Raw genomic sequence first — 19456 nt, forward strand, 5'->3', positions numbered from 1 at the left:
TGAGGATGGGTGCATGCCGGCATGGCTGACTGTAGTGGGCATTGGCGACGACGGCTTCGCCGGATTGGGGCGGCCCGCGCGGCGTGCGTTGCTGAGCGCGTCGGTCGTGTACGGCGGCGAGCGCCATCTGGCGATGTTGCCCGCGCGGCTCGCCGCGCGCCGCGCCGCGTGGCCGCGTCCGTTCGATCTCACGCCGTTGCTCGCCGAGCGTCCGCACGCGGTATGCGTGCTCGCGAGCGGCGACCCGATGCTGTTCGGCGTCGGCGCGACGCTCGCGCGGCAGTTGCCGGCCGGTGAATTGCGTGTGCTGCCTGCGCCGTCGTCGTTGTCGCTCGCGGCCGCGCGGCTCGGCTGGCCGTTGCAGGATGTCGCGACCGTGTCGCTGGTCGGCCGGCCGCTCGCCGCGCTGAATGCGTATCTGCATGACGGCGCGCGCCTGTTCGTGCTGAGCGCCGACGGGCGCACGCCCGCGGCGCTGGCCGCGTCGCTCGACGCGCGCGGTTTCGGCGCAACTTGCATGACCGTGCTCGAACATCTGGGTGGCGAACTCGAACGGCGTGTCGATGGCCGCGCGGATCAATGGCCGGCCGGGGAGATGGCGGCGCTCAATCTGATCGCGCTCGACTGCCGCGCGTCAGCGCAAGCGCCGCGTCTGCCGCTGACCTGCGGCTTGCCGGATGATGCCTTCGTCCACGACGGTCAGTTGACCAAACGCGATGTCCGCGCGATCACGCTCGCGCGACTCGCACCCGCGCCCGGCGAATTGCTATGGGACGTGGGCGCGGGTAGCGGTTCGATCGGCATCGAATGGATGCGTGCGCATCCCACCTGTCGCGCGATCGCGATCGAAGCGCACGAAGCGCGGCAGCGTTTCATCGAACAGAATCGCGATGCGTTGGGCGTGCCTGGCCTGCAACTGGTGGCGGGCCGCGCGCCCGACGCGTTGCGGGGGCTGCCGGCGCCGCATGCGGTGTTTATCGGCGGTGGCGTCACGGAGCCCGGCGTGCTCGACACCTGTTGGTCACGGCTGCGCGACGGCGGCCGGCTCGTCGCGAACGCGGTGACGCTGCAAGGCGAGGCGGTGCTCGCCGCGTGGCGCGAGCGGCATGGCGGCACGCTGACGCGCATCGCGCTCGCGCACGCCCAACCGCTCGGCGGCTTCGATACGTGGCGTCAGGCATTGCCGATCACGTTACTCGACGTGACGAAACCTGCGCGGCCGTCGCCCGATTCGTGATGCGCGACGAGACCCCCGAACAACCGGCGCCGCTGCGCAGCGGCTATACGACCGGCAGCTGCGCGACCGCGACGTCGCTGGCGGCCGCGCGTCTGCTGCTGGCGGGCGAGATCAGCGAGGTTGCGGAGATCGTGTTGCCGAAGGGCCAGCATGTGCCGATGCGGCTCGTGTTCTGCCGTCTCGCCAGCACGGACGCCGAGCGGATCGCCGAAGCCGGCACGATCAAGGATGCCGGCGACGATCCCGACGTGACGCACGGCGCGCTCGTGTTCGCGCGCGTGCGCCTCGTGCCGGAGCCCGGTGTGGTCTTTCGGGCTGGGCCGGGCGTCGGCACGGTCACGCGCGCGGGGCTGACGCTGCCGGTCGGTGAGCCCGCGATCAATCCGGTCCCGCGCCAGATGATGACGCAACACCTCGCCGAACTGGCTGCGCGCCACGCGTATCGCGGCGGCTTCGAGGTGACGATCGGCGTCGAAGGCGGCGAAGCGCTCGCGCTCAAAACGATGAACCCGCGTCTCGGCATCATCGGTGGCTTGTCGATACTCGGCACGACCGGCATCGTGCGGCCGTTTTCCTGCTCGGCGTATATCGCGTCGATCCATCAGGGCATCGACGTCGCGCGCGCGAACGGTTATACGCATCTGGCCGCCTGCACCGGCAACGCGAGCGAGGACACCATGCGCGCGCATTACGGCCTGCCCGATATCGCGCTGATCGAAATGGGCGATTTCGCGGGCGCGGTGCTCAAGCATATGAAGCGCGCGCCGGTCGAGCGTCTGAGCATGTGCGGCGGCTTCGGTAAGCTCAGCAAGCTCGCGGCCGGCCATCTCGATCTGCATAGCCGCAATTCGAGCATCGACCTCGAACAGCTCGCTGCGTGGGCCGCCGCGCATGGCGCCGACGCTGCGCTGCAAGCGGCGATGCGCGCGGCCAACACGAGCCAGCAGGCACTCGCGCTCGCGCACGCGCAGCAGGTGCCGCTTGGCGATATCGTCTGCGCCCATGCGTTGGCCGTCGCGCGCGACATCGTGCCGCCGACGGTCAGCGTCGAAATGTTTGCGATCGACCGGCAGGGCAACCTCGTCGGAGTCGCGCGATGACGCGCGTGCTGCTGCTCGGCGGTACCGGCGACGCGCTGAAGATCGCGCGCCGACTCGGTCCCGCGCACGTGTACAGTCTCGCGGGACTCGGCAAGGTGCCCGACGACCTGAAGTGCGCGGTGCGCGTCGGCGGTTTCGGCGGCAGCGAGGGTCTTGCGCGCTACATCTCCAGCGAGCGGATCGACCTCGTGATCGACGCGACGCATCCGTACGCGGCGCAAATCAGCGCAAACGCCGTAGAGGCGTGCCGGGCGGCGAATGTGCCGTGCTGGGCGCTGCGTCGTCCGGCGTGGCAACCGCAAGCCGGCGACGACTGGCGCATGGTCGGCGACTGGCACGAACTGGTCGACGCGCTGGCGCCGTTCAGGCGGCCGCTCTTCACGCTCGGACGCGAACCGCTCGCGCATCTCGACGAGATTCCACCGCAACAGTTCTGGACCGTACGTGTGCTCGATTCGCATCCGGACACCGCGCGCTCGCGCGTCCTCGCGGCGCGCGGACCGTTCACGCTGGACGGCGAACGCGCGCTGTTCGCGCTGCAGGGGTTCGATGTCGTCGTCAGCAAGAACAGCGGGGGCGGTGCGACCGAGGCGAAGCTCGAGGTCGCGCGCGAACGTGGCTTGCCGGTGATCATGCTGCGCCGGCCGGTGTTGCCCGGTGTCGATCGCGAGTTCGCCACCGCTGCCGACCTTCTCGATGCGTTGCCCGCGCAGGTGGCCGCGGATCCGGCTAATTGAGCAAATATTGGAGTGTCGAATGACAGTGTTTTTTATCGGCGCCGGTCCAGGCGACCCGGAGCTGATCACGGTGAAAGGGCAACGCCTCGTGCGCAGTTGTCCGGTGATCCTGTATGCGGGGTCGCTGGTGCCGGCCGCGGTGCTCGAAGGCCACAGCGCCGAACAGGTGATCAACACCGCGGAGCTCGATCTCGACCAGATCGTCGCGCTGCTCGCGGCGGCGCACGCGAAAGGTCAGGATGTCGCGCGGGTACATTCGGGCGATCCATCGCTGTACGGTGCGATCGGCGAGCAGATCCGCCGTTTGCGTGAGCTGGGCATTCCGTATGAAATCGTGCCCGGTGTGACCGCGACGGCCGCGTGCGCGGCGGCGCTCGGTTGCGAGCTGACGCTGCCGAACGTGTCACAAACGCTGATCCTCACGCGCTATGCGAGCAAAACGTCGATGCCCGAAGGCGAGCAGTTGGCCGACCTGGCGCGGCATCGCGCGACGCTGGCGATTCACCTCGGCGTGCGGCATCTCGCGCGCATCGTCGATGAATTGCGGCCGCATTACGGCGGCGCATGCCCGATCGCGGTGATCTATAGGGCAAGCTGGCCCGACGAGGAGAAAATCACCGGCACGCTCGACGACATCGTCGCAAAAGTGCAGGGCAGCGCGATCGAGCGGACCGCGCTGATTCTGGTCGGGCGGGTGCTGGCCGCGGAAGGTTTCGCCGATTCGACGCTGTACGCGAAGGACAGCTGACGGCACGGGGCGAGCCCGACCGCCGTCTTCCCGGCAAAACGCGAAGATGCGCAAACGCGAAAGTCAGCAAGTTCTGCACCGCCGCGCGGCGCGCGGACCGGTATCGTGGCGCCATGATGAAGCCCAGCACCCAACGTGATTACCGTCGACGGATCGCTCGCGTGGTCGAGGCCATTCTGCTCGAGCCCGGCGCGCGTCACACGCTCGCCAGCCTTGCGGCCGTCGCGCATATGTCGCCGTATCACTTCCACCGGATTTATCGCGCGTTGATGGGCGAGAGTGTCGTCGACACCGTCAAGCGTCTGCGGCTCGCCGAGGCGGCGCAAAGGCTGACCGACGCCGCGCAAGTCACCTCGGTCGCCCACGACGCCGGCTACGACAGTCCGCAAGCCTTCGCGCGCGCGTTTCGCGATTTCACCGGCGTGTCGCCGAGCGAGTTCAGGGCGCGGCAGCGGCATCTGGTTGCGAATCCGGCGGCGTCAGCGTTGCCGTCCGTCGAAATCGCCGAGCTCGCGCCGCTCGACGTGCTGTGCGTTCGCCATGACGGCCCGGTTGCGACGATCGGCCAGACCTTCCAGACGTTGATGACGATGCTGCGCTGCGACGAGGATCCACATTTGCAGCAGCGCGTCGGTATCTGCGCGCGCGATGCGACGGTGGCCGGCGGGTTTCGCTATCACGCGGGAATCGTCGCCGCGTCGCAGACTGCGTTCAGCCGCGCGATCGAGCGGCTCGATGAGACCACGCAGCAGTCGTGCGTTACCGGGCCGCCGCCGGGCGTCGTGCCGCTGCGGCTCGAAGGCGGCCTGTACGCGGTGCACCGCCTCGTCGGCCCTTATGCGCTGATCTCACCGACGTTCAGGGCGCTGTACGGCGGCTGGCTGCCGCGCAGCGGCTACCGGCGCGATCAGCGGCCGGGGCTCGAACTGTATCGAAGCACGCCCGATCGCGGCGCGCTGCATCCCTGCATCACCGATCTGCTGATCCCCATTTGCGAGGACTAACCATGATGCGTCGAGGCTGTGCCGCGCTGTCGAGCGCGATGTTGGTGTCGCTGTCGGTAGCGTTATCGGGGGCGCTGTGCGGCGCGCTATGGACTGCGTTGCCGACGCCGGCTGTCGCTCAATCCGCCCCCGCCGATTGGCACGTCGGCGAAACGCGCCGCGTGTTTCATCCCGCCGCGGCCCGCAACTGGCGCGGCGCGCAAACCCAGGCGCTGATCACGAGCATCTGGTATCCGGCCGACGCGACGCAGCCTCAGACACCTCACGATATCGGCGCGCCGGGCCATCCGATCTTTCTCGGCCACGCTGCCGCCGACGATGCGCCGCTGTCGGCCGCGCAGCCCAAATACCCATTGCTGCTGCTGTCGCACGGCACCGGCGGCAGCGCGGCCAGTCTCGACTGGCTCGCGGCGTCGCTGGCCGCGCAGGGCTATATCGTCGCTGGCGTCAATCATCCGGGCAACAACGCCCTGGAGCCGCGCACGCGCGACGGTTTCATCCTCTGGTGGGAGCGCGCCACAGATGTCAGCGAAGTGCTCGACGGCATGCTTGCGGACCCGCATTTCGGTCCGCGCGTCGACACCACGCGGATCGGCGCGCTGGGCTTTTCGCTCGGCGGCTACACGGTGCTCGAACTCGCGGGCGCGCGTACCGATTTGGCCGCGTTCGAGCACTTCTGCACGTCGCCCGAAGCCGATGCGATCTGCTCGCCGCCGGAAGCCGCCAATCTCGCGCACGCGCCGGGTGCGCCGGCGCTGACGGTTGCGGGGTTATCGGTGGAAACGCAGGCGTCGCGCGCGCGTTCGGGCGACTCGTATCGCGATCCGCGTATCAAGGCCGCGTTCGCGATCGCGCCCGCGCTCGGTGAGGCGTTCAACAGTTCATCTTTCAAGGAAGTGACGATTCCGGTCGCGCTGCTCGCGGGCGAGGCCGACACGACTGCGCCCGTCAACACCAATATTCACCGCGTCGCGGGCTTCATACCCCAGGCGACGGTGACGATCGTGCCGGGCGCGTCGCACTATACGTTCATGGATGTGTGCGAGCCCGAGGTGATGGAGCGTCTCGCGCCGGTTTGCAAGGACGGCCCGGGTGTTGACCGCGCCGCGATTCATGCGCGAACCGCCGCCCAGGTACGTGATTTCTTCGCAGCGACGATGCCGGCGGGCCGGCGCGAACAGTGACGGCTGCGTGACGCGAAAAGCGTAGTATCGATATGTTGAGTGCGTCGGCGGCCAGGAGGAGGCCTTGCTGCGACGCGTCGGCGCGGCCGCGTGGGGCGGCCCGGCAGGAGTATGCACCTCGCGGAGAATGCGTGCTCGTGCCTGAGCAACCGGCAAACCGGCTGGTTTGGGCACGACCATTGTGTATCCAGTTTCCCTTTGACACATGGAGGTCGATTATGAGAATCGAATTCACCGGACGCCGGGAAGTCGTGGCTGCTGCGCGCGTCGCCTACGAGGCCAATGTGGACGGGAAGGACGTATGGTGCAGCGTGTCGCTCGACGCGCTCAATGACCACTTCGGCAATGGCAGCCTCGGCAACGGCGCCCCGTCGGCTCATGATCTGGTGGGAGCGTTCGAGGCGAATCGCGCGCGCATTGAAAATGCGACGCGGCGGGTGCTGGAACGAAACGGGGGGCGGTCCGTGGAGCTCGAAACGCGCGACTTCGATTGAACGGCCTGCCTGATTGCATCGGTTCAGGCAATTGCGGCCGCGTTGGAAAGGACTCTTCCATTGCGGCGTCTGTATCCGCGACGCCGGCGCGGCTACAGTGGTGATGCACGCAGCGCTTGCGGTGCGTGAGCGAGAGAGTTGGACCCGGCTGCCGGCAGCCGGTTTTTTTGTGGCGCGTGCAAGCACGTCATGATTTTGCTGGCAATTCGCCGCAGGCGCGCACGACGATTAGCACGGTGATTCGCGCGACGATTGAAGGGCTGCGGTATAGTCGCGGCAATTTAAAAATCCGTCTCTACGATTCTCTGGAGAATATCGTGCAGGAAATCATCGAAGGATTGATCCGCTTTCAACGCGAGGTCTTTCCACAGCAAAGCGCGCTCTTCAAGCGTTTGTCGACCGCGCAGAATCCCAGCACGCTGTTCGTGACCTGTTCTGACAGCCGCGTGGTGCCGGAGCTGCTGACCCAGACCGAGCCGGGCTCACTGTTCGTGATCCGCAACGCGGGCAACATCGTGCCGTCGTACGGCCCGGAGCCGGGCGGCGTGTCGGCAACCGTCGAATATGCGATAGCGGTGCTCGGCGTGAGCAACATCGTGATCTGCGGCCATTCGAACTGCGGTGCGATGACGGCGATCTCGTCCTGCACGAATCTCGAACACATGCCGGCGGTCGCGAGCTGGCTGCGCCACGCGGATGCGGCGAAGGCGATCAATGCGTCGCGCCACTACTGCTCGGATGCGGAGCGTCTGGAGGCACTGGTCAAGGACAACGTGATCGCACAGCTCAGCAATATCCGCACACATCCGTCGGTGGCGGTCGGGCTCGTGAACAAGACGCTGCGGCTGCATGGGTGGATCTTCAATATTGAAAGCGGCGAGATGCTCGCGCTGGATGGCAAGAGCGGCAAGTTCTTGCCGCTCGTGGATAATCCGGAAGTTTATGCGGGTTGAAGCGGTGGTTTGAGCAAGTCTTTGATTTGAGAAGCTGACGCAGCGACCTGGTAAAAGGCTTGCCTATGTCGAACGCGGCGCATTGGATTTTCTGGTGCGCCGCGTTCGTTTTTGGGCGCTGGCAAAGAGTATTCCTAAGTGATGTCAAATGTTTGTAAAGATTGATTCAGGCGGGCTCATGGGCAGCTGATGAGCTGCTAGGATGCGGGCTTCGCGGGCAAGGGTTAAGGTGGCGGAGTCCTGATGTTTTTTAGCCGGAACATTATGTACATAAAGGAGGCGTCGGGATTTTCCGCAGCCCTCCGGTGGCACAGCGCGATCAAGAAACTCACGCGAGAGGAATACGAAGAAATTGAGCTAGCGTTGAACGTCGCCCATGAGGAGTTTGTAAAGTGGGCGACACCCGGGTCATGGACCTCGAGTGACGCGGATATGAGCAACCTGCGAGGGTTGTTGGGGCGCGTCAACGATCGTCGGCTGCGGATCAACATGATGAGTGACCACGAGGTGGCTAGCGAGATTCACCGGCAACTTCGGAGCCGCAGGCTGGTTTTCGTTCCACCGCATTGGGAGGTCAAATGGTATCTCGAAGAGGAAAGGGCAAAGCGAAGCCGGGCGGCGAAAAGCGCGGATTCGCCGATACAGCATGAACCGGCAGGCGTTGGGACAACCAGGCAAGCCGTCTCGGCAGGTGCCACTTCTGTTCAGCCGACGACTCCACTCAGCGATGGTCAGCCGTTCGAGTACACATCCGACGTGCCGAGTGGTGACGTTGATCAACTGGCGGCTAGCACGATCAATCCGAAGTACGCCGCGAAGATGCTAGGGTACGACCAGAAAACGTTTGGCCGGATGTTGCATGAATTCAAGCCGGCCAACGGCTTGGGCCCCGCGGACAATGTTATTTGGCATGACAACGGTGATGTCTACTTCCAGGGAAACTTCGTTGCCAATTTCCATGATTGGGCTGACTGATGGGATCATCATCAATGTCTGAACAACAACTGACGTACGCCACGTTTCACGTAATGGGCGATTCCGTCGATCCCGCCTTCTGGACCAGGTTTTTCGAAGTGAAGCCCGACGTTGCCATTGTCAAGGGCCAACCGTTCGCCACGCCGTCCGGGCGAGTAAGCCGAACGCCGGGCCGCGTGGGGCTATGGGGCTTCGGCAGCAAGGGGTTCGTTGTCAGCGACGCGCTCGAACCCCACCTGCGATTTCTCATCGGGCGACTCAATCTCACACGAGCGGATCTCCGGGAGACGCTAGCGCGTGAAGGGGTGACGGCCCGCTTCTGGTGCTTTTGGGACAATGAAGCCGGCAACCGCATACCTGATATTCCCGACGATATTCGCGCAATGATGGAAGCGATAGGCGGCGCTATCGACATCGACGAGTACCGATAGCGCGTCCCACGCAATAACGCGGCACACCGTAACCCCCGGTGCGCCGCGTTTGTTTTTGTGCGCGAGCCGACGCGGCATAGCTTCAACCCACCGCCGCCACTCGTCTAACCCGCGTTTGCGCCGTTTAAAACAGAAGAATGCCCGTCGATTTCGGACACATCCCCGACCAGATCCGCCGATTCCTCGGTAGTCAGGTCTAAAAGGAAAACACTGTCATCGGGATAGCTCACACTTTGACAGGTAGGTCGATCGGTTGCGCGTGCGTCCGCTTCGTCAGTCGATCTGTTGGAAGGGAGAGCGTGCTGTGTATAGCGAACCGAGAATGATCGTGTTGACGGGCCTCGTCTTTGGCGCGGTGACGATTGGGGCCTATGTGTCGCAGCTCGATAACGACTGGTCGTCCGGCCAGAATGCGAGCCTCGCCGCGGACGGCGAGCGTGGCGTCAGCGCGACGGGCGCGGTGGCGGGGCAGATTGAAGGCCGCACCGACGCAGCAGCGAGCACACAGGCTATGCGCCGCAGAGCGCTGCGCGACGACGTGGAGGCGTTGCGGGCCCAGCCAACCTCGTCAATTGGAGCACAGGCGGGCGACGCTCTGGCCATCGCGGCGCTACAGTACGCGCGGCAGACGAACCAGCAACAGACGAGCCAGCGGCAGCAGACGAACCAGTTGCAGCAGACGAACACGCCGTGGCAGCCTGCGGTGAATTCGAACCGGACGCAGACATCGTCGGCGACCAACCCCGAGCACGCACACCCTGGCCGCGCTGCGCATGGCGGGCATGCGCGAGGTGCGTCCGGCAGCACGAAGAAGCCGCACTCAGCACAAAGCTCTGCGACGACTTCGGGCACGAATCATGCGCGGGGCGGCAGCCACAGGAGCAGTTCGACTGCCGACCGGTCCGCGAAGAAGACAGCAAGCGTTGCGCCAGAGGTGCGGCCATGGCCGCAAGGCGTCGAGTCACCCGCGTCGATACCGCGCGCGGGACTGACCACGCAAGCCGAGACCCAGGCAATCGCCAGCGACGCTCCCAAGACCCGCGCCGAGGTACGCGCCGAACTCGAACGCGCGCGTGAGAACGGTACGCTACCGGCGTTCGGCAATCCCGAGCCGATGGGACCGCGTCCCTGACAACCTTTAACGCAACGACGCGGCGAGCCGCGCGAAGCTGGCTTCGTCGGTGCGATCGAAGGCGAGCGGCGTGACCGACACGCGACCTGCCGCGATCACCGCCGTTTCGCTGTCGGCATCGTTCGCGCGCGGGCCGCGCTCGAAGCGCAGCCAGTGATACGCGAAGCCGCGCGGGTCGACTTCCGGTAGCACCTCGATGTCCTTGACGAGCCCGACACCCTGGCGTGTCGGCGTCATCGGACCGGCGTCGGCTGCGTCGACGTCGGGGAAGTTGATGTTCAGACAGGTCGGCGCCGCCTGCTCGATTGCGAGCAACCGACGGATCACGCCGGGTGCGAGCGTGCGCGCGGTGTCCCAGCGCACGCGCTCACGATCGCTGAACACCTGACTCAGCGCGAACGACGGCAGCCCGAGCAGCAGACCCGTCATCGCCGCGCCGACCGTGCCCGAGAACATCGTTTCGATGCCGAGGTTGCCGCCGCGATTGACGCCGGACAGCACGAGCGACGGCGGCGCCTCGCGCATCAGATGACGCACCCCCATCACGACGCAATCGCCGGGCGTGCCGGTCACGCCGAAACGGCGCTCACCCTGGCGGCTCACGCGCAGCGGCGAATGCAGGCTGATCGAATGCGACGTACCGCTTTGGTCGTGCTCGGGCGCGACCACCCAGACTTCGTGCGCGAGCTCGGCGGCGACGGCTTCGAGCACCGCGAGGCCGGGCGCGTCGATACCGTCGTCGTTCGTCAGCAGCACTCGCGGCACCTTGGTTTCATAAGCGGACATCGTGTCAATCTCCTGTGGGTCGGTGAATGAATCGTGCGGAAGGGACGCCTATTATCCGGCTTTCGTCCGAGGCGGGTACGATGAGGAAAAACCGCCGACCGATGCAGGACGACCCTCCATGCAGATTGACCCGTTCGAGATTGCGATCTCCGATCAGGACATCGACGATCTACGCTTCCGCATCCGCGCCACCCGCTGGGCGCCCGCGACGTCCTCACCGGCATGGCAGCAGGGCGCCGACCCGGCATGGCTGCGCGAACTCGCGACGTATTGGGCCGGGCATTTCGACTGGCGCGCGGCCGAACGCAGGCTGAACCAGTTGCCGCAATTTCTCGCCGACGTGAACGGGCAGACCGTGCACTTCGCGCATCGGCGCGCGGCAAGCGTCGCGCCCGGCTTCAAGGCTTATCCGCTCGTGATCACGCACGGCTGGCCCGGTTCGTTCTTCGAGTTTCACGCGCTGCTCGATCAGCTGTGCGATCCGGCCGCGTTCGGCGCCGATCCCGCCGATGCGTTCGATGTCGTCACGCCGTCGCTGCCGGGCTTCGCGTTTTCGCCGGCGCCCGCGCGGGCCGGCACGTCTTCGTTCCAGGTGGCGGACCTGTGGGTGTCGCTGATGCGGCGGCTCGGCTACGAGCGCTTCGGCGCGCAGGGCGGCGATCTCGGCGCGGGCGTGTCGATCGCGCTGGCCGCGCGGCATCCGCGGGCGGTCGATGGCATTCATCTGAACTTCCTGCCGACTTCCTACGAGCCCGCGATCGGCGCGGCGCAAGAGCCGCTGACGCCGGCCGAGCAGGACTATCTGCGCGAGAAGAACGACTGGTTCGCGCTCGAAGGCGGTTACGCGCATCTGCACACCACGAAGCCGCTGACCGTGGCCGCGTCGTTGAACGACTCGCCGATGGGACTCGCCGCGTGGATCGGCGAGAAGTTTCGTGCGTGGAGCGATTGCGGCGGCGAGGTGGAAAGCGTGTTCTCGAAAGACGACTTGCTGACCAATATTTCGCTGTACTGGTTCACGCAGTGCATCGGCCCGGCGATGCAGATGTATTGGGAGAACCGCCTGCAGCCGATCCGTTTCCCCGACGGCCAGCGTATCGACACGCCACTCGGCTTCGCGTTGTTTCCGAAGGAGATCAATCATCCGCCGCGCAGCTGGCTCGAAAGAACCTTCAACGTCGTGCAGTGGAGTGAAATGCAAGGCGGCGGGCATTTCGCGGCGATGGAAAAGCCCGCGTTGCTGGCGGCCGAGATTCGAAAGTTCTTCAGGCCGTTGCGCAGCGCAATGCGCTAGGCGCGCTGCGCTGGGGCGCATCTCGGATGCGCTCAAACTTCAACACGCGAGACCGACAGCATGAGCGAACCCGTCACGCTGCTACTGTTCGACCTGGAAGGTGTCCTGTCGCACTACGATCGCGCTGCGCGCGCCGAGCGGCTCGCGGCGATTACGGGCTGCTCGGCGCAGACCGTGCGTGATGCGATCTGGGGCTCAGGACTCGAGGCGCGCGCCGACAGCGGCGAAATCAGTGACGACGAGTATCTGCGTGAGCTGGGCGCACTGCTGAATTATCCGGTGAGCCGCGCCGAATGGCTCGACGCGCGGCTCGCGTCGATTACACCGAACGCTCCAGCGCTCGCGCTGGCGTCCCGCGCGGCGCAGCGCTGCCGCATCGCGATACTGACTAACAACTGCCACCTGCTGACCGATCACATCGGTTATCTGAATCCGCCCGTTGCCCGGTTGTTCGGGCCGCACGTCTATTCGTCGGCGGCGTTTGGGGCGGCCAAGCCTGCCGCGCAAACCTATTTGCGCTGCGTCGAACGCCTCGGCGCGGCCGCCGCCGACACGCTATTCATCGACGACACCCAGGCCAACGTGGACGGCGCGCGCGCAGCTGGGTTGCAGGGCTACCGGTTCGTCGACGCGGCGGGCTTGTCGGCTGAACTCGCGCGGCGGGGTGTGCTCTAGCCGTTACGACGTCCATCGAACTGCGAGTGGGAGGGCACCTCACGTTATGACTCTTGCGTCGAACCGCGATCACCGCCGCCGTTTTCTGCGCGCGGCGCTCGGGTTGCCGGCTTCGCTGGCATTGTCGCGCTTCACCGCCGCGCAAACCGGTACCGCCTTACCTCGCATGAGCCACCGCGCGATCCCGTCCACCGGCGAAGCGCTGCCGGTGATCGGCTGCGGCACGTGGCGCACGTTCGACGTCGGCGACGATCCCGCCGCGCGTGCGCAACTCGCCGACGTGCTGCGCATCCTGTTCGAAGCCGGCGGCTCGGTGATCGATTCTTCACCGATGTACGGCTCGTCGGAAGCGGTCGCGGGCACGCTGCTCACGCAGCTCGACGCGCATCGCAAGGCCTTCGTCGCGACCAAGGTATGGACCGAGGGACGTGAAGCCGGCATCGCGCAGATGGAGGAATCGCTGCGGCGCTTTCAGCAGCCGCGTGTCGATCTGATGCAGATTCACAATCTGCTCGACTGGCGTACGCAACTCGCGACGTTGCGCGACTGGAAAGCGCAAGGCCGGATTCGCTATCTCGGCATCACGCATTACACGTCGAGCGCATTTGATGAAGTGGCCGCAGTGATGCGCAGCGAGAAGCCCGATTTCGTGCAGATCAACTACGCCGCCGACGATCGCGCGGCGGAGCAGCGCATCCTACCGCTGGCGGCCGATCTCGGCATCGGCGTCGTGATCAATCAGCCGTTCGGCGGCGGCGGTCTGATTGCGCGCGTGATGAAGACGCCGTTGCCGGCATGGGCCGCGGAAATCGGCTGCACGAACTGGGCACAGATTCTGTTGAAGTTCGTGCTCGCGCAGCCGGCGGTGACGGTCGTGATTCCCGGCACCGGGCGGCCGCAATACATGGCGGACAACGTTCGCGCGGGATCGGGACCGCTGCCCGATCAAGCGATGCGCGCGCGGATCATCGCGGCGGTAAGCGGCTGAGGTAGTCCGCCAATCAGTGCGCAATCCCGTGAGCAATCCGGCGCGGCGATTACTTTCTGCTTTCGATCCGCATACACGTACCGCTCCCCACAATCTGCGCACGACGCGGGAATAAAACCCACAACACGCCAGTCATGCCTCACGAACCCGATTCGGTTCAGCGAATCCTTATTGTGAGGTCATCATGTCGTCACACCATTCATTCGATCCGGCGCGCCGCGACGCGCTGAAGTGTCTTGCGTACGGTGGCCTCGGCACCGTGTTCATGCTGTCCGGCGGCGTGCTGACGCCGGTCGAGCTTGCGCTCGCGGCCGACACGAGCACCGCGCGGCCCATGGACGGCGTGCCGCTTTTCCTGCAGATCAGCGACACGCATATCGGCTTCAACAAGGAAGCGAATCCCGACGTCGCGGGCACGCTGAAACAGACGATCGAATACGTCAATGCGATGCCGGCGAGGCCGCCGCTCGCGATTCACACCGGCGACATCACGCATCTGTCGAAACCCTCGGAGTTCGATCTCGCCGCACAACTGATGTCGGGCCTGAAGATCACCGAGCTGCACACGGTGCCCGGGGAGCATGACGTCACCGACGGCCCCGGCGCCGAGTACTTCAGCCGCTTCGGCAAGCAGTCGGATAACCGAGGCTATTACAGCTTCGATCACCAGGGCGTGCATTTCGTCGCCCTCGTCAACGTGATGCATTTCAAGCCGAACGGCCTCGGCGGACTCGGCGACGAGCAGCTCGAGTGGCTCGAAAACGATCTGAAGGGGCGCTCGTCGAGCACCCCGGTCGTCGTGTTCGCGCACATGCCGATGTGGACGATCTACGAGCCGTGGGGCTGGGGCACCGGCGACGCGGGACAGGCGATGAGTTATCTGCAGCGCTTCGGTTCGGTAACGGTGCTGAACGGTCACATTCATCAGATCGTCACGAAGGTCGAGGGCAACGTGACGTTCCACACTGCGCGCTCGACCGCCTATCCGCAGCCGACCGCCGGCATCGGCGACGGCCCGGGTCCGCTGAAGGTCGCGAGCGACCAACTGCCGAAGATGCTCGGCGTGACGAGCGTCAGCATTGCGCGCAATCCGCTGAAGGCGACGCTCAATGACACGACGCTCGCCTGATGGCACGCGCCTGTTTAACGCTTGAGGAGATCAGTCATGCTCACGAACAGGATGGGCCGCGCGCTCATGATTCTGCCCGCCAGTCTCGCGATTCTGGCCGCGACGGCCGAGCCCGGCCTCGCGCAAACGACGATGCCGATGCAGATGCAGATGCCCATGAAGGCGCAGAAAGAGACCGTCGCGTTGGCCCCAAACGCGATGGTCATGAAGAACTTCGCGTTCGTGCCGACGGAGCTGACCATCAAGGCGGGCACGACGGTCACATGGAAAAATATGGACGGCGAGCCGCACACCGTGGTCAACGACGCGGGCCTGTTCCGCTCGGCCGCGCTCGATGAGAACGACACCTTTCAGTACAAGTTCGATAAACCCGGGGTGTACAAGATCTTTTGCGGCATTCATCCGAACATGAGGGCGACTATTACGGTGCAATGAGCGGTGCAACGACCCGCGCCGCTCACGCGGTATGCATCTGACTCAACTTGCACAGCAGAATCCCATAGCCGGTCAGATGCCCGAGGTACACGCTCGCAAACACGTTGGACGCGGGCAGGTCCTCGGTCAGCTGGCGCAGGTCCTCCATCTGCAGCGGCGGCGCGGCGAGGGGCGGGCGCTCGACACGCAGGTCCGCTGCCTCGGCCAGTTGCCGGTGCGCGTCCGCGAGCCTCGCGAGCCGCGCGTGAAACGCTTCGCGCCACCCGGCGTCGAGCGCGGAGAACTGGTCGTGAAACGTGTCCATCGTTTCGAGAAAGTTGACCAGCGAATCGAAGGTCTCCTGATAGGACGCGAACACCGGCAGCCGCGCCGCGTTGCGCTTCAGATGCGGCGACACCCATGCCTGCTCGAGATCGGTCTTCAGGAGTTGGTGGGCCTGCTTCAGGTTCGTGCTCAGCGCGCGCAGCTTCGATGCCGCCGGTTTGATCTGCGCTCTATCGAGCTGACCCGTGGCCAGTTGAGAGACAACATCGGTGGCCTGTTCGTTGCCGTCGTTGACGAGCGTGTTCGCCCAGTAGCCGTGATCCGGCGGAAACGCGATCTGCTGGATCATGAAGCCGAGGAACATGCCGAGCACCACACCGATCAGGCGCAGTTCGAGCAGCGGAATATGTTCACCGGTATAGAGCACGAGCGTGATCGGCACCGTGATGCTGGTCATCTGGAACAGCGACGGCCGCAGCGCGACGATGCTGAAGATCACAACCGGCAGCAGCGTCGCGCCGAGCCATAAATCGGGCGCGGTCAGCCAGATCAGCAGCGTGGCGATCGGCATGGCCACCACGTTCGACAATACCCGCTTGTAGAAGTAGCTTCGAGCCGCCGAAATCGAGCTTCCGAGCGCCAGCGTCAGCATCGTCGAGCCGGCAAGCGGCACGGCCGCGTCGGGGAAGCCGAGCAGGTACGGAAGGCCGAAACCGATCCACAGGCCGAGCGTCAGCTTCGCGTATTTGGCGGTTTCCGAAAGGGAAAAGCGCGCAAGCGCCCGGCGAAAAGGCGTGAGTGGCTTGTGCTGATACAGGTTGGACATGATTTTTATGCTGACCGGTGAAGTTGGGCCCGGCACGGCGCGCGTTCGTGACCCGTGCGCACGTGACCTTACCATTACGCGAGCCAGCCGCCAGGCCTGGTTGTTGCGTGCAAGACGGCGAGCGCGCCGGCGCGTTTCGCAGAACCCCCGTCGCATCAAGCGGAGCGGCCCGCGACCGGCGCACGGTCGTCTGTCGGGCTGCAAGCTGGTTGCAGCTTTTGTCAGATTTGCACGTTTTTTGCCGGCTGATGCGACACCTGGAGGAGTCGTTCAAGGCGCGATAGAGACGCGGCGGAAACGCAACGCCGGTGTGTTGTCGGCCGTTCGCGACAGGATTACATTCATCGAGCAGTGCGTGCAGACGAAGTCTGCGCGCGCCGTTTGCCGGCTCGCTAGTGAGCGCGTCAGCTCGCCAGTTTGTCAGCCGGAAGTGGCATGTACCCGGAGCGTATTGCGATGGCTACCGATCCCGACGATACCGACTCGCGTCAATCCGCAGCGGACGGCCGGTACTCCGGCCTCGATCACGACGGCCCGGACGAATCGGGCGCACCGCCGCCGCGCTTCGGCCGCCTCGCGTTGTGCCTCGCGGCCGCGGGCGCGCTCACCTTCGGCGTGATGGGCACCGTCGCGTACGGGGTCTGGTTCAACGAGGATCAGCAGACGTATGCGGAGGCCATCGCAGGTGCGCGCGAGGCGCTCGGTTCACCGGCATCGCGCGCGGTGCCGACGGTCGCCGTCGCGCACGCGCCGGACCAGCCCGCCGCTCAGTCGGCAGTTCAGTTGGCAGCTCAGTCACCCGCACCGGCTGCCACGCAGCCCACTGCGCCTGACGTCGCGCTCGAAGCGACCGGTGGGGCCGGTGGCTTCAGGGACGCCAACCCGACCGTCTGGTCCGGTCAGATCCACCCGAGTTCGCCTGACCCGAGCCTCTCTCCCACGCTGGCCGATACGCCGCCCGACGCTTCGCTCGATCCGCCGGCGGACCCGCCCGCGGCGCCCATCGTTCCCAGGCCACCCCCGCGCTCCACGAAGCACGCCGCACGTGCCGCCGCGTCCAACGCGCAGCCCGCAGCCGCTCATGGCGCGAAGGATACGCGGCTCGCGCAGCAGGACCGGCGCGCGGCGTCGAAGCACGAGGACAGTCTGTTTGCGCGGATCGGGCAGTTCTTTCGACGCGTGAGCTATCGTCAACATGAGAACGGTCGGCAGCAACAAGATACGTACTCCCATCCCTGAGAGCGCGATCGCCGGGCAAGCTGGGCTGCGCGGCACCGCGCGCGTGCGGGTGCCGCACTTGCGGCCGGGGCCGACGAGCATCGCCGTGGCGGCGCTGTTGTTTCTGCTGTTCGGCCTGCTCTATGTCGCGATGCAGATCCGCACGGTTTTTTCCGATCAATTGAAGCAGGAGTACGCGGGCCTCGTGCTCGAAGCGGCCGAGCGCGTCGACAGTGCGCGCGAACAACTGGCCGTGTGGCAGCGGATGGCCGATACCCCGGCGAGTCGCGACGCGGCGTTCGTGCCGGCCTATGACGCGGCGCGCGCCGAATTCTCGCGGCGCTTCGCGTCGCTCGTGGCGCTCGTCAACGCGAGTCCGTCGCCAGCGCCACCCATTGCGCCGATGTCCACGACGCAGGTGACACCCGAAGCGGTCGCAACGGTGCTCGGCAGCGTGACCGCGTACTGGCGCGCGCAACGCGACGCGTCGAGCGCCGATGTGCGGCTGCGCGTCGCGCACGTCGCGCGCACGCTGATCGCGCTCGCCGCGCTGCTGTTCTGCATGCTGATCACGGCGCTCGGCATGTACGCGAAGCGCAACCTGCAGCTCGCGGGGCAGTCGCACGAGTTCGAGCACGCGTCACTGCACGATTCGCTGACCGGCCTGTCGAACCGCCGCAAGCTGCTGGCCGCGCTCGAGGCCGCCGCGAAGAGCGCGCGGACCGCGGTAGTCGAGCAACGCCTCGCCGTGCTCTATATCGATCTCGACGGCTTCAAGCACGTCAACGATTCGTTTGGGCATCGCACCGGCGACGAATTTCTCGCCGCGGTGTCCGCGCGGTTTCGCGCGTCGGTGCGCAGAGGCGATCTGGTCGCGCGTATCGGCGGCGACGAGTTCGCGGTGCTGGTGCGCACCTTCGCGGGCGATGAGGAGTTGGCCGAGATCGCGCGGCGGTTGATCGCCTGCGTGGTCGACACCGACGCGCAGATGGGGATCGGCTGCGTGCGCGCGAGCGTGGGCATCGCGAGCTATCCCGACGACGTCGACGATCACCGCCGGCTGGTCGCCGCCGCCGACGCCGCGATGTATCAGGTCAAGCGCGGCGGCAAGAACGGCTTTGCGTTCGCGGCGCAGACGGGCAGGGAGGCGGCGTTGTGAACCTGCAAGAACATCACTGATCCTCGTTGCGCCACTCCGTCAGCTTCTCGCGCTCATTGACCGCGAGATACGACGGCAGCGCACGCAGCCTGCGGATATAGGTCGCGAGATGCGGCCAGCCCGCGGTTGCCGGGCGCGGCATGTTGCGCGTCCAGCGCATCAGCACGAGCGCGAGCATATCGGCGGTGCTGATCTGGTCGCCCGCGAGGTAGGCGTGGCCGCCGGCGAAATGCGTGTCGAGGCGCGCGCACGCTTCTTCGATGCGGCGCCGCGCGAGCGCGCGCACCGCCTCGGCGCCGGCTGCGTCGCCGTCGCTGCCGGCGTAGAACCAGTCGCGCATGGCGGGCAGCAGCGTGTTCGCCAGGTAGATCATCCATTCGAACCATTCCGCGCGTGCGGCCGACCCCGGCGCGGGCGCGAGGCCGGCGTCGGCATGGCGCTCGGCGAGCAGCATCAACAGCGCGGCCGATTCATGCCGCGGCACGCCGTCGACGACCAGCGTCGGCACGCGCCCGGCCGGATTCAGGCGCAGATACTCGGGGTCGCGTTGCTGGCCCGTGTCGATATCGACGAGGCGCGCTTCGAACGGTACGCCCATTTCGAGCAGCATCCAGTGCACGGGCATGCTGGCCGCGCCTGGCGAGTAGTAGAGAACGTAGGACATGTCGGGGGCTCCGTGGATCGATG

Annotated in this window: 21 protein-coding genes; 18 read left to right on the forward strand and 3 right to left on the reverse strand. The window is 65.9% G+C overall.

Features of this window, described 5'->3' with window-relative positions; genetic code table 11:
* Window positions 1-13: 13 nt before the first annotated feature.
* The 11 genes from cbiE (at window position 14) to L0U81_RS21205 (ending at window position 9995) form a co-directional block, all read left to right on the forward strand.
* Complete coding sequence (gene cbiE / locus L0U81_RS21155) at window positions 14-1237, forward strand: precorrin-6y C5,15-methyltransferase (decarboxylating) subunit CbiE (RefSeq protein WP_233805462.1); 1224 nt, start codon at window positions 14-16, stop codon at window positions 1235-1237.
* Window positions 1237-2337: a cobalt-precorrin-5B (C(1))-methyltransferase gene (locus tag L0U81_RS21160; RefSeq protein ID WP_233805463.1), complete on the forward strand. Its 1101-nt coding sequence runs from the start codon at window positions 1237-1239 to the stop codon at window positions 2335-2337. The genes cbiE and L0U81_RS21160 overlap by 1 nt, the downstream gene beginning before the upstream one ends.
* Window positions 2334-3074: a cobalt-precorrin-6A reductase gene (locus L0U81_RS21165; RefSeq protein ID WP_233805464.1), complete on the forward strand. Its 741-nt coding sequence runs from the start codon at window positions 2334-2336 to the stop codon at window positions 3072-3074. The genes L0U81_RS21160 and L0U81_RS21165 overlap by 4 nt, the downstream gene beginning before the upstream one ends.
* 19 nt (window positions 3075-3093) lie before the next feature.
* Complete coding sequence (gene cobM, locus L0U81_RS21170) at window positions 3094-3822, forward strand: precorrin-4 C(11)-methyltransferase (protein ID WP_233805465.1); 729 nt, start codon at window positions 3094-3096, stop codon at window positions 3820-3822.
* 113 nt (window positions 3823-3935) lie between these two features.
* Window positions 3936-4826, forward strand: a complete 891-nt coding sequence (locus tag L0U81_RS21175; RefSeq protein WP_442793442.1) for an AraC family transcriptional regulator — start codon at window positions 3936-3938, stop codon at window positions 4824-4826.
* Between the two features lie 2 nt (window positions 4827-4828).
* Window positions 4829-6010, forward strand: a complete 1182-nt coding sequence (locus L0U81_RS21180; protein WP_233805467.1) for an alpha/beta hydrolase family protein — start codon at window positions 4829-4831, stop codon at window positions 6008-6010.
* A gap of 218 nt (window positions 6011-6228) precedes the next feature.
* Complete coding sequence (locus L0U81_RS21185) at window positions 6229-6504, forward strand: DUF1488 domain-containing protein (protein ID WP_008923225.1); 276 nt, start codon at window positions 6229-6231, stop codon at window positions 6502-6504.
* Between the two features lie 317 nt (window positions 6505-6821).
* Window positions 6822-7457, forward strand: coding sequence for a carbonic anhydrase (locus L0U81_RS21190; protein ID WP_233805468.1), 636 nt, complete (start codon window positions 6822-6824; stop codon window positions 7455-7457).
* 243 nt (window positions 7458-7700) lie between these two features.
* Window positions 7701-8432 carry a hypothetical protein gene (locus tag L0U81_RS21195; protein WP_233805469.1) on the forward strand — a complete coding sequence of 244 codons (732 nt, stop codon included), beginning with the start codon at window positions 7701-7703 and terminating at the stop codon, window positions 8430-8432.
* Window positions 8433-8446: 14 nt separating this feature from the next.
* The gene (locus tag L0U81_RS21200) at window positions 8447-8863 is read left to right on the forward strand and encodes a DUF4279 domain-containing protein (RefSeq protein WP_233805470.1); all 417 of its coding nucleotides are present in this window, start codon (window positions 8447-8449) and stop codon (window positions 8861-8863) included.
* A 322-nt stretch (window positions 8864-9185) separates the two neighbouring features.
* Window positions 9186-9995: a DUF4148 domain-containing protein gene (locus L0U81_RS21205; RefSeq protein ID WP_233805471.1), complete on the forward strand. Its 810-nt coding sequence runs from the start codon at window positions 9186-9188 to the stop codon at window positions 9993-9995.
* 6 nt (window positions 9996-10001) lie between these two features.
* Here L0U81_RS21205 and surE read toward each other — a convergent pair whose 3' ends face one another.
* On the reverse strand, window positions 10002-10781 hold the full coding sequence (gene surE / locus L0U81_RS21210) for a 5'/3'-nucleotidase SurE (protein ID WP_233805472.1): 780 nt from the start codon (window positions 10779-10781) through the stop codon (window positions 10002-10004).
* A 118-nt stretch (window positions 10782-10899) separates the two neighbouring features.
* Here surE and L0U81_RS21215 point away from each other — a divergent pair, with 118 nt between their 5' ends.
* From L0U81_RS21215 to L0U81_RS21235, 5 genes are all read left to right on the forward strand, one after another.
* Window positions 10900-12075, forward strand: a complete 1176-nt coding sequence (locus tag L0U81_RS21215; protein WP_233805473.1) for an epoxide hydrolase family protein — start codon at window positions 10900-10902, stop codon at window positions 12073-12075.
* Window positions 12076-12135: 60 nt separating this feature from the next.
* Complete coding sequence (locus L0U81_RS21220) at window positions 12136-12750, forward strand: HAD-IA family hydrolase (RefSeq protein ID WP_233805474.1); 615 nt, start codon at window positions 12136-12138, stop codon at window positions 12748-12750.
* 46 nt (window positions 12751-12796) lie between these two features.
* Window positions 12797-13738, forward strand: coding sequence for an aldo/keto reductase (locus L0U81_RS21225; protein WP_233805475.1), 942 nt, complete (start codon window positions 12797-12799; stop codon window positions 13736-13738).
* A 184-nt stretch (window positions 13739-13922) separates the two neighbouring features.
* A complete protein-coding gene (locus L0U81_RS21230) occupies window positions 13923-14867 on the forward strand; it encodes a metallophosphoesterase family protein (RefSeq protein WP_233805476.1) in 945 nt (314 codons plus the stop codon).
* A gap of 36 nt (window positions 14868-14903) precedes the next feature.
* Complete coding sequence (locus L0U81_RS21235; protein ID WP_233805477.1) at window positions 14904-15302, forward strand: cupredoxin domain-containing protein; 399 nt, start codon at window positions 14904-14906, stop codon at window positions 15300-15302.
* A gap of 22 nt (window positions 15303-15324) precedes the next feature.
* Here the strand turns inward: L0U81_RS21235 and L0U81_RS21240 are convergent, their stop codons facing one another.
* Complete coding sequence (locus L0U81_RS21240; protein WP_233805478.1) at window positions 15325-16392, reverse strand: FUSC family protein; 1068 nt, start codon at window positions 16390-16392, stop codon at window positions 15325-15327.
* A 456-nt stretch (window positions 16393-16848) separates the two neighbouring features.
* On the opposite strand from L0U81_RS21240, the gene L0U81_RS21245 reads away from it, so the two are divergent.
* Window positions 16849-17631 carry a hypothetical protein gene (locus L0U81_RS21245; RefSeq protein WP_233805479.1) on the forward strand — a complete coding sequence of 261 codons (783 nt, stop codon included), beginning with the start codon at window positions 16849-16851 and terminating at the stop codon, window positions 17629-17631.
* Window positions 17588-18769, forward strand: a complete 1182-nt coding sequence (locus tag L0U81_RS21250; protein WP_233805480.1) for a GGDEF domain-containing protein — start codon at window positions 17588-17590, stop codon at window positions 18767-18769. The genes L0U81_RS21245 and L0U81_RS21250 overlap by 44 nt, the downstream gene beginning before the upstream one ends.
* 13 nt (window positions 18770-18782) lie before the next feature.
* On the opposite strand, the gene L0U81_RS21255 is transcribed toward L0U81_RS21250, so the two are convergent.
* Window positions 18783-19433, reverse strand: coding sequence for a glutathione S-transferase family protein (locus L0U81_RS21255; RefSeq protein WP_233805481.1), 651 nt, complete (start codon window positions 19431-19433; stop codon window positions 18783-18785).
* Window positions 19434-19456 lie beyond the last annotated feature (23 nt).

The organism is Paraburkholderia sp. HP33-1 (assembly GCF_021390595.1).
In the GTDB taxonomy this organism is placed as follows: Bacteria; Pseudomonadota; Gammaproteobacteria; order Burkholderiales; family Burkholderiaceae; genus Paraburkholderia.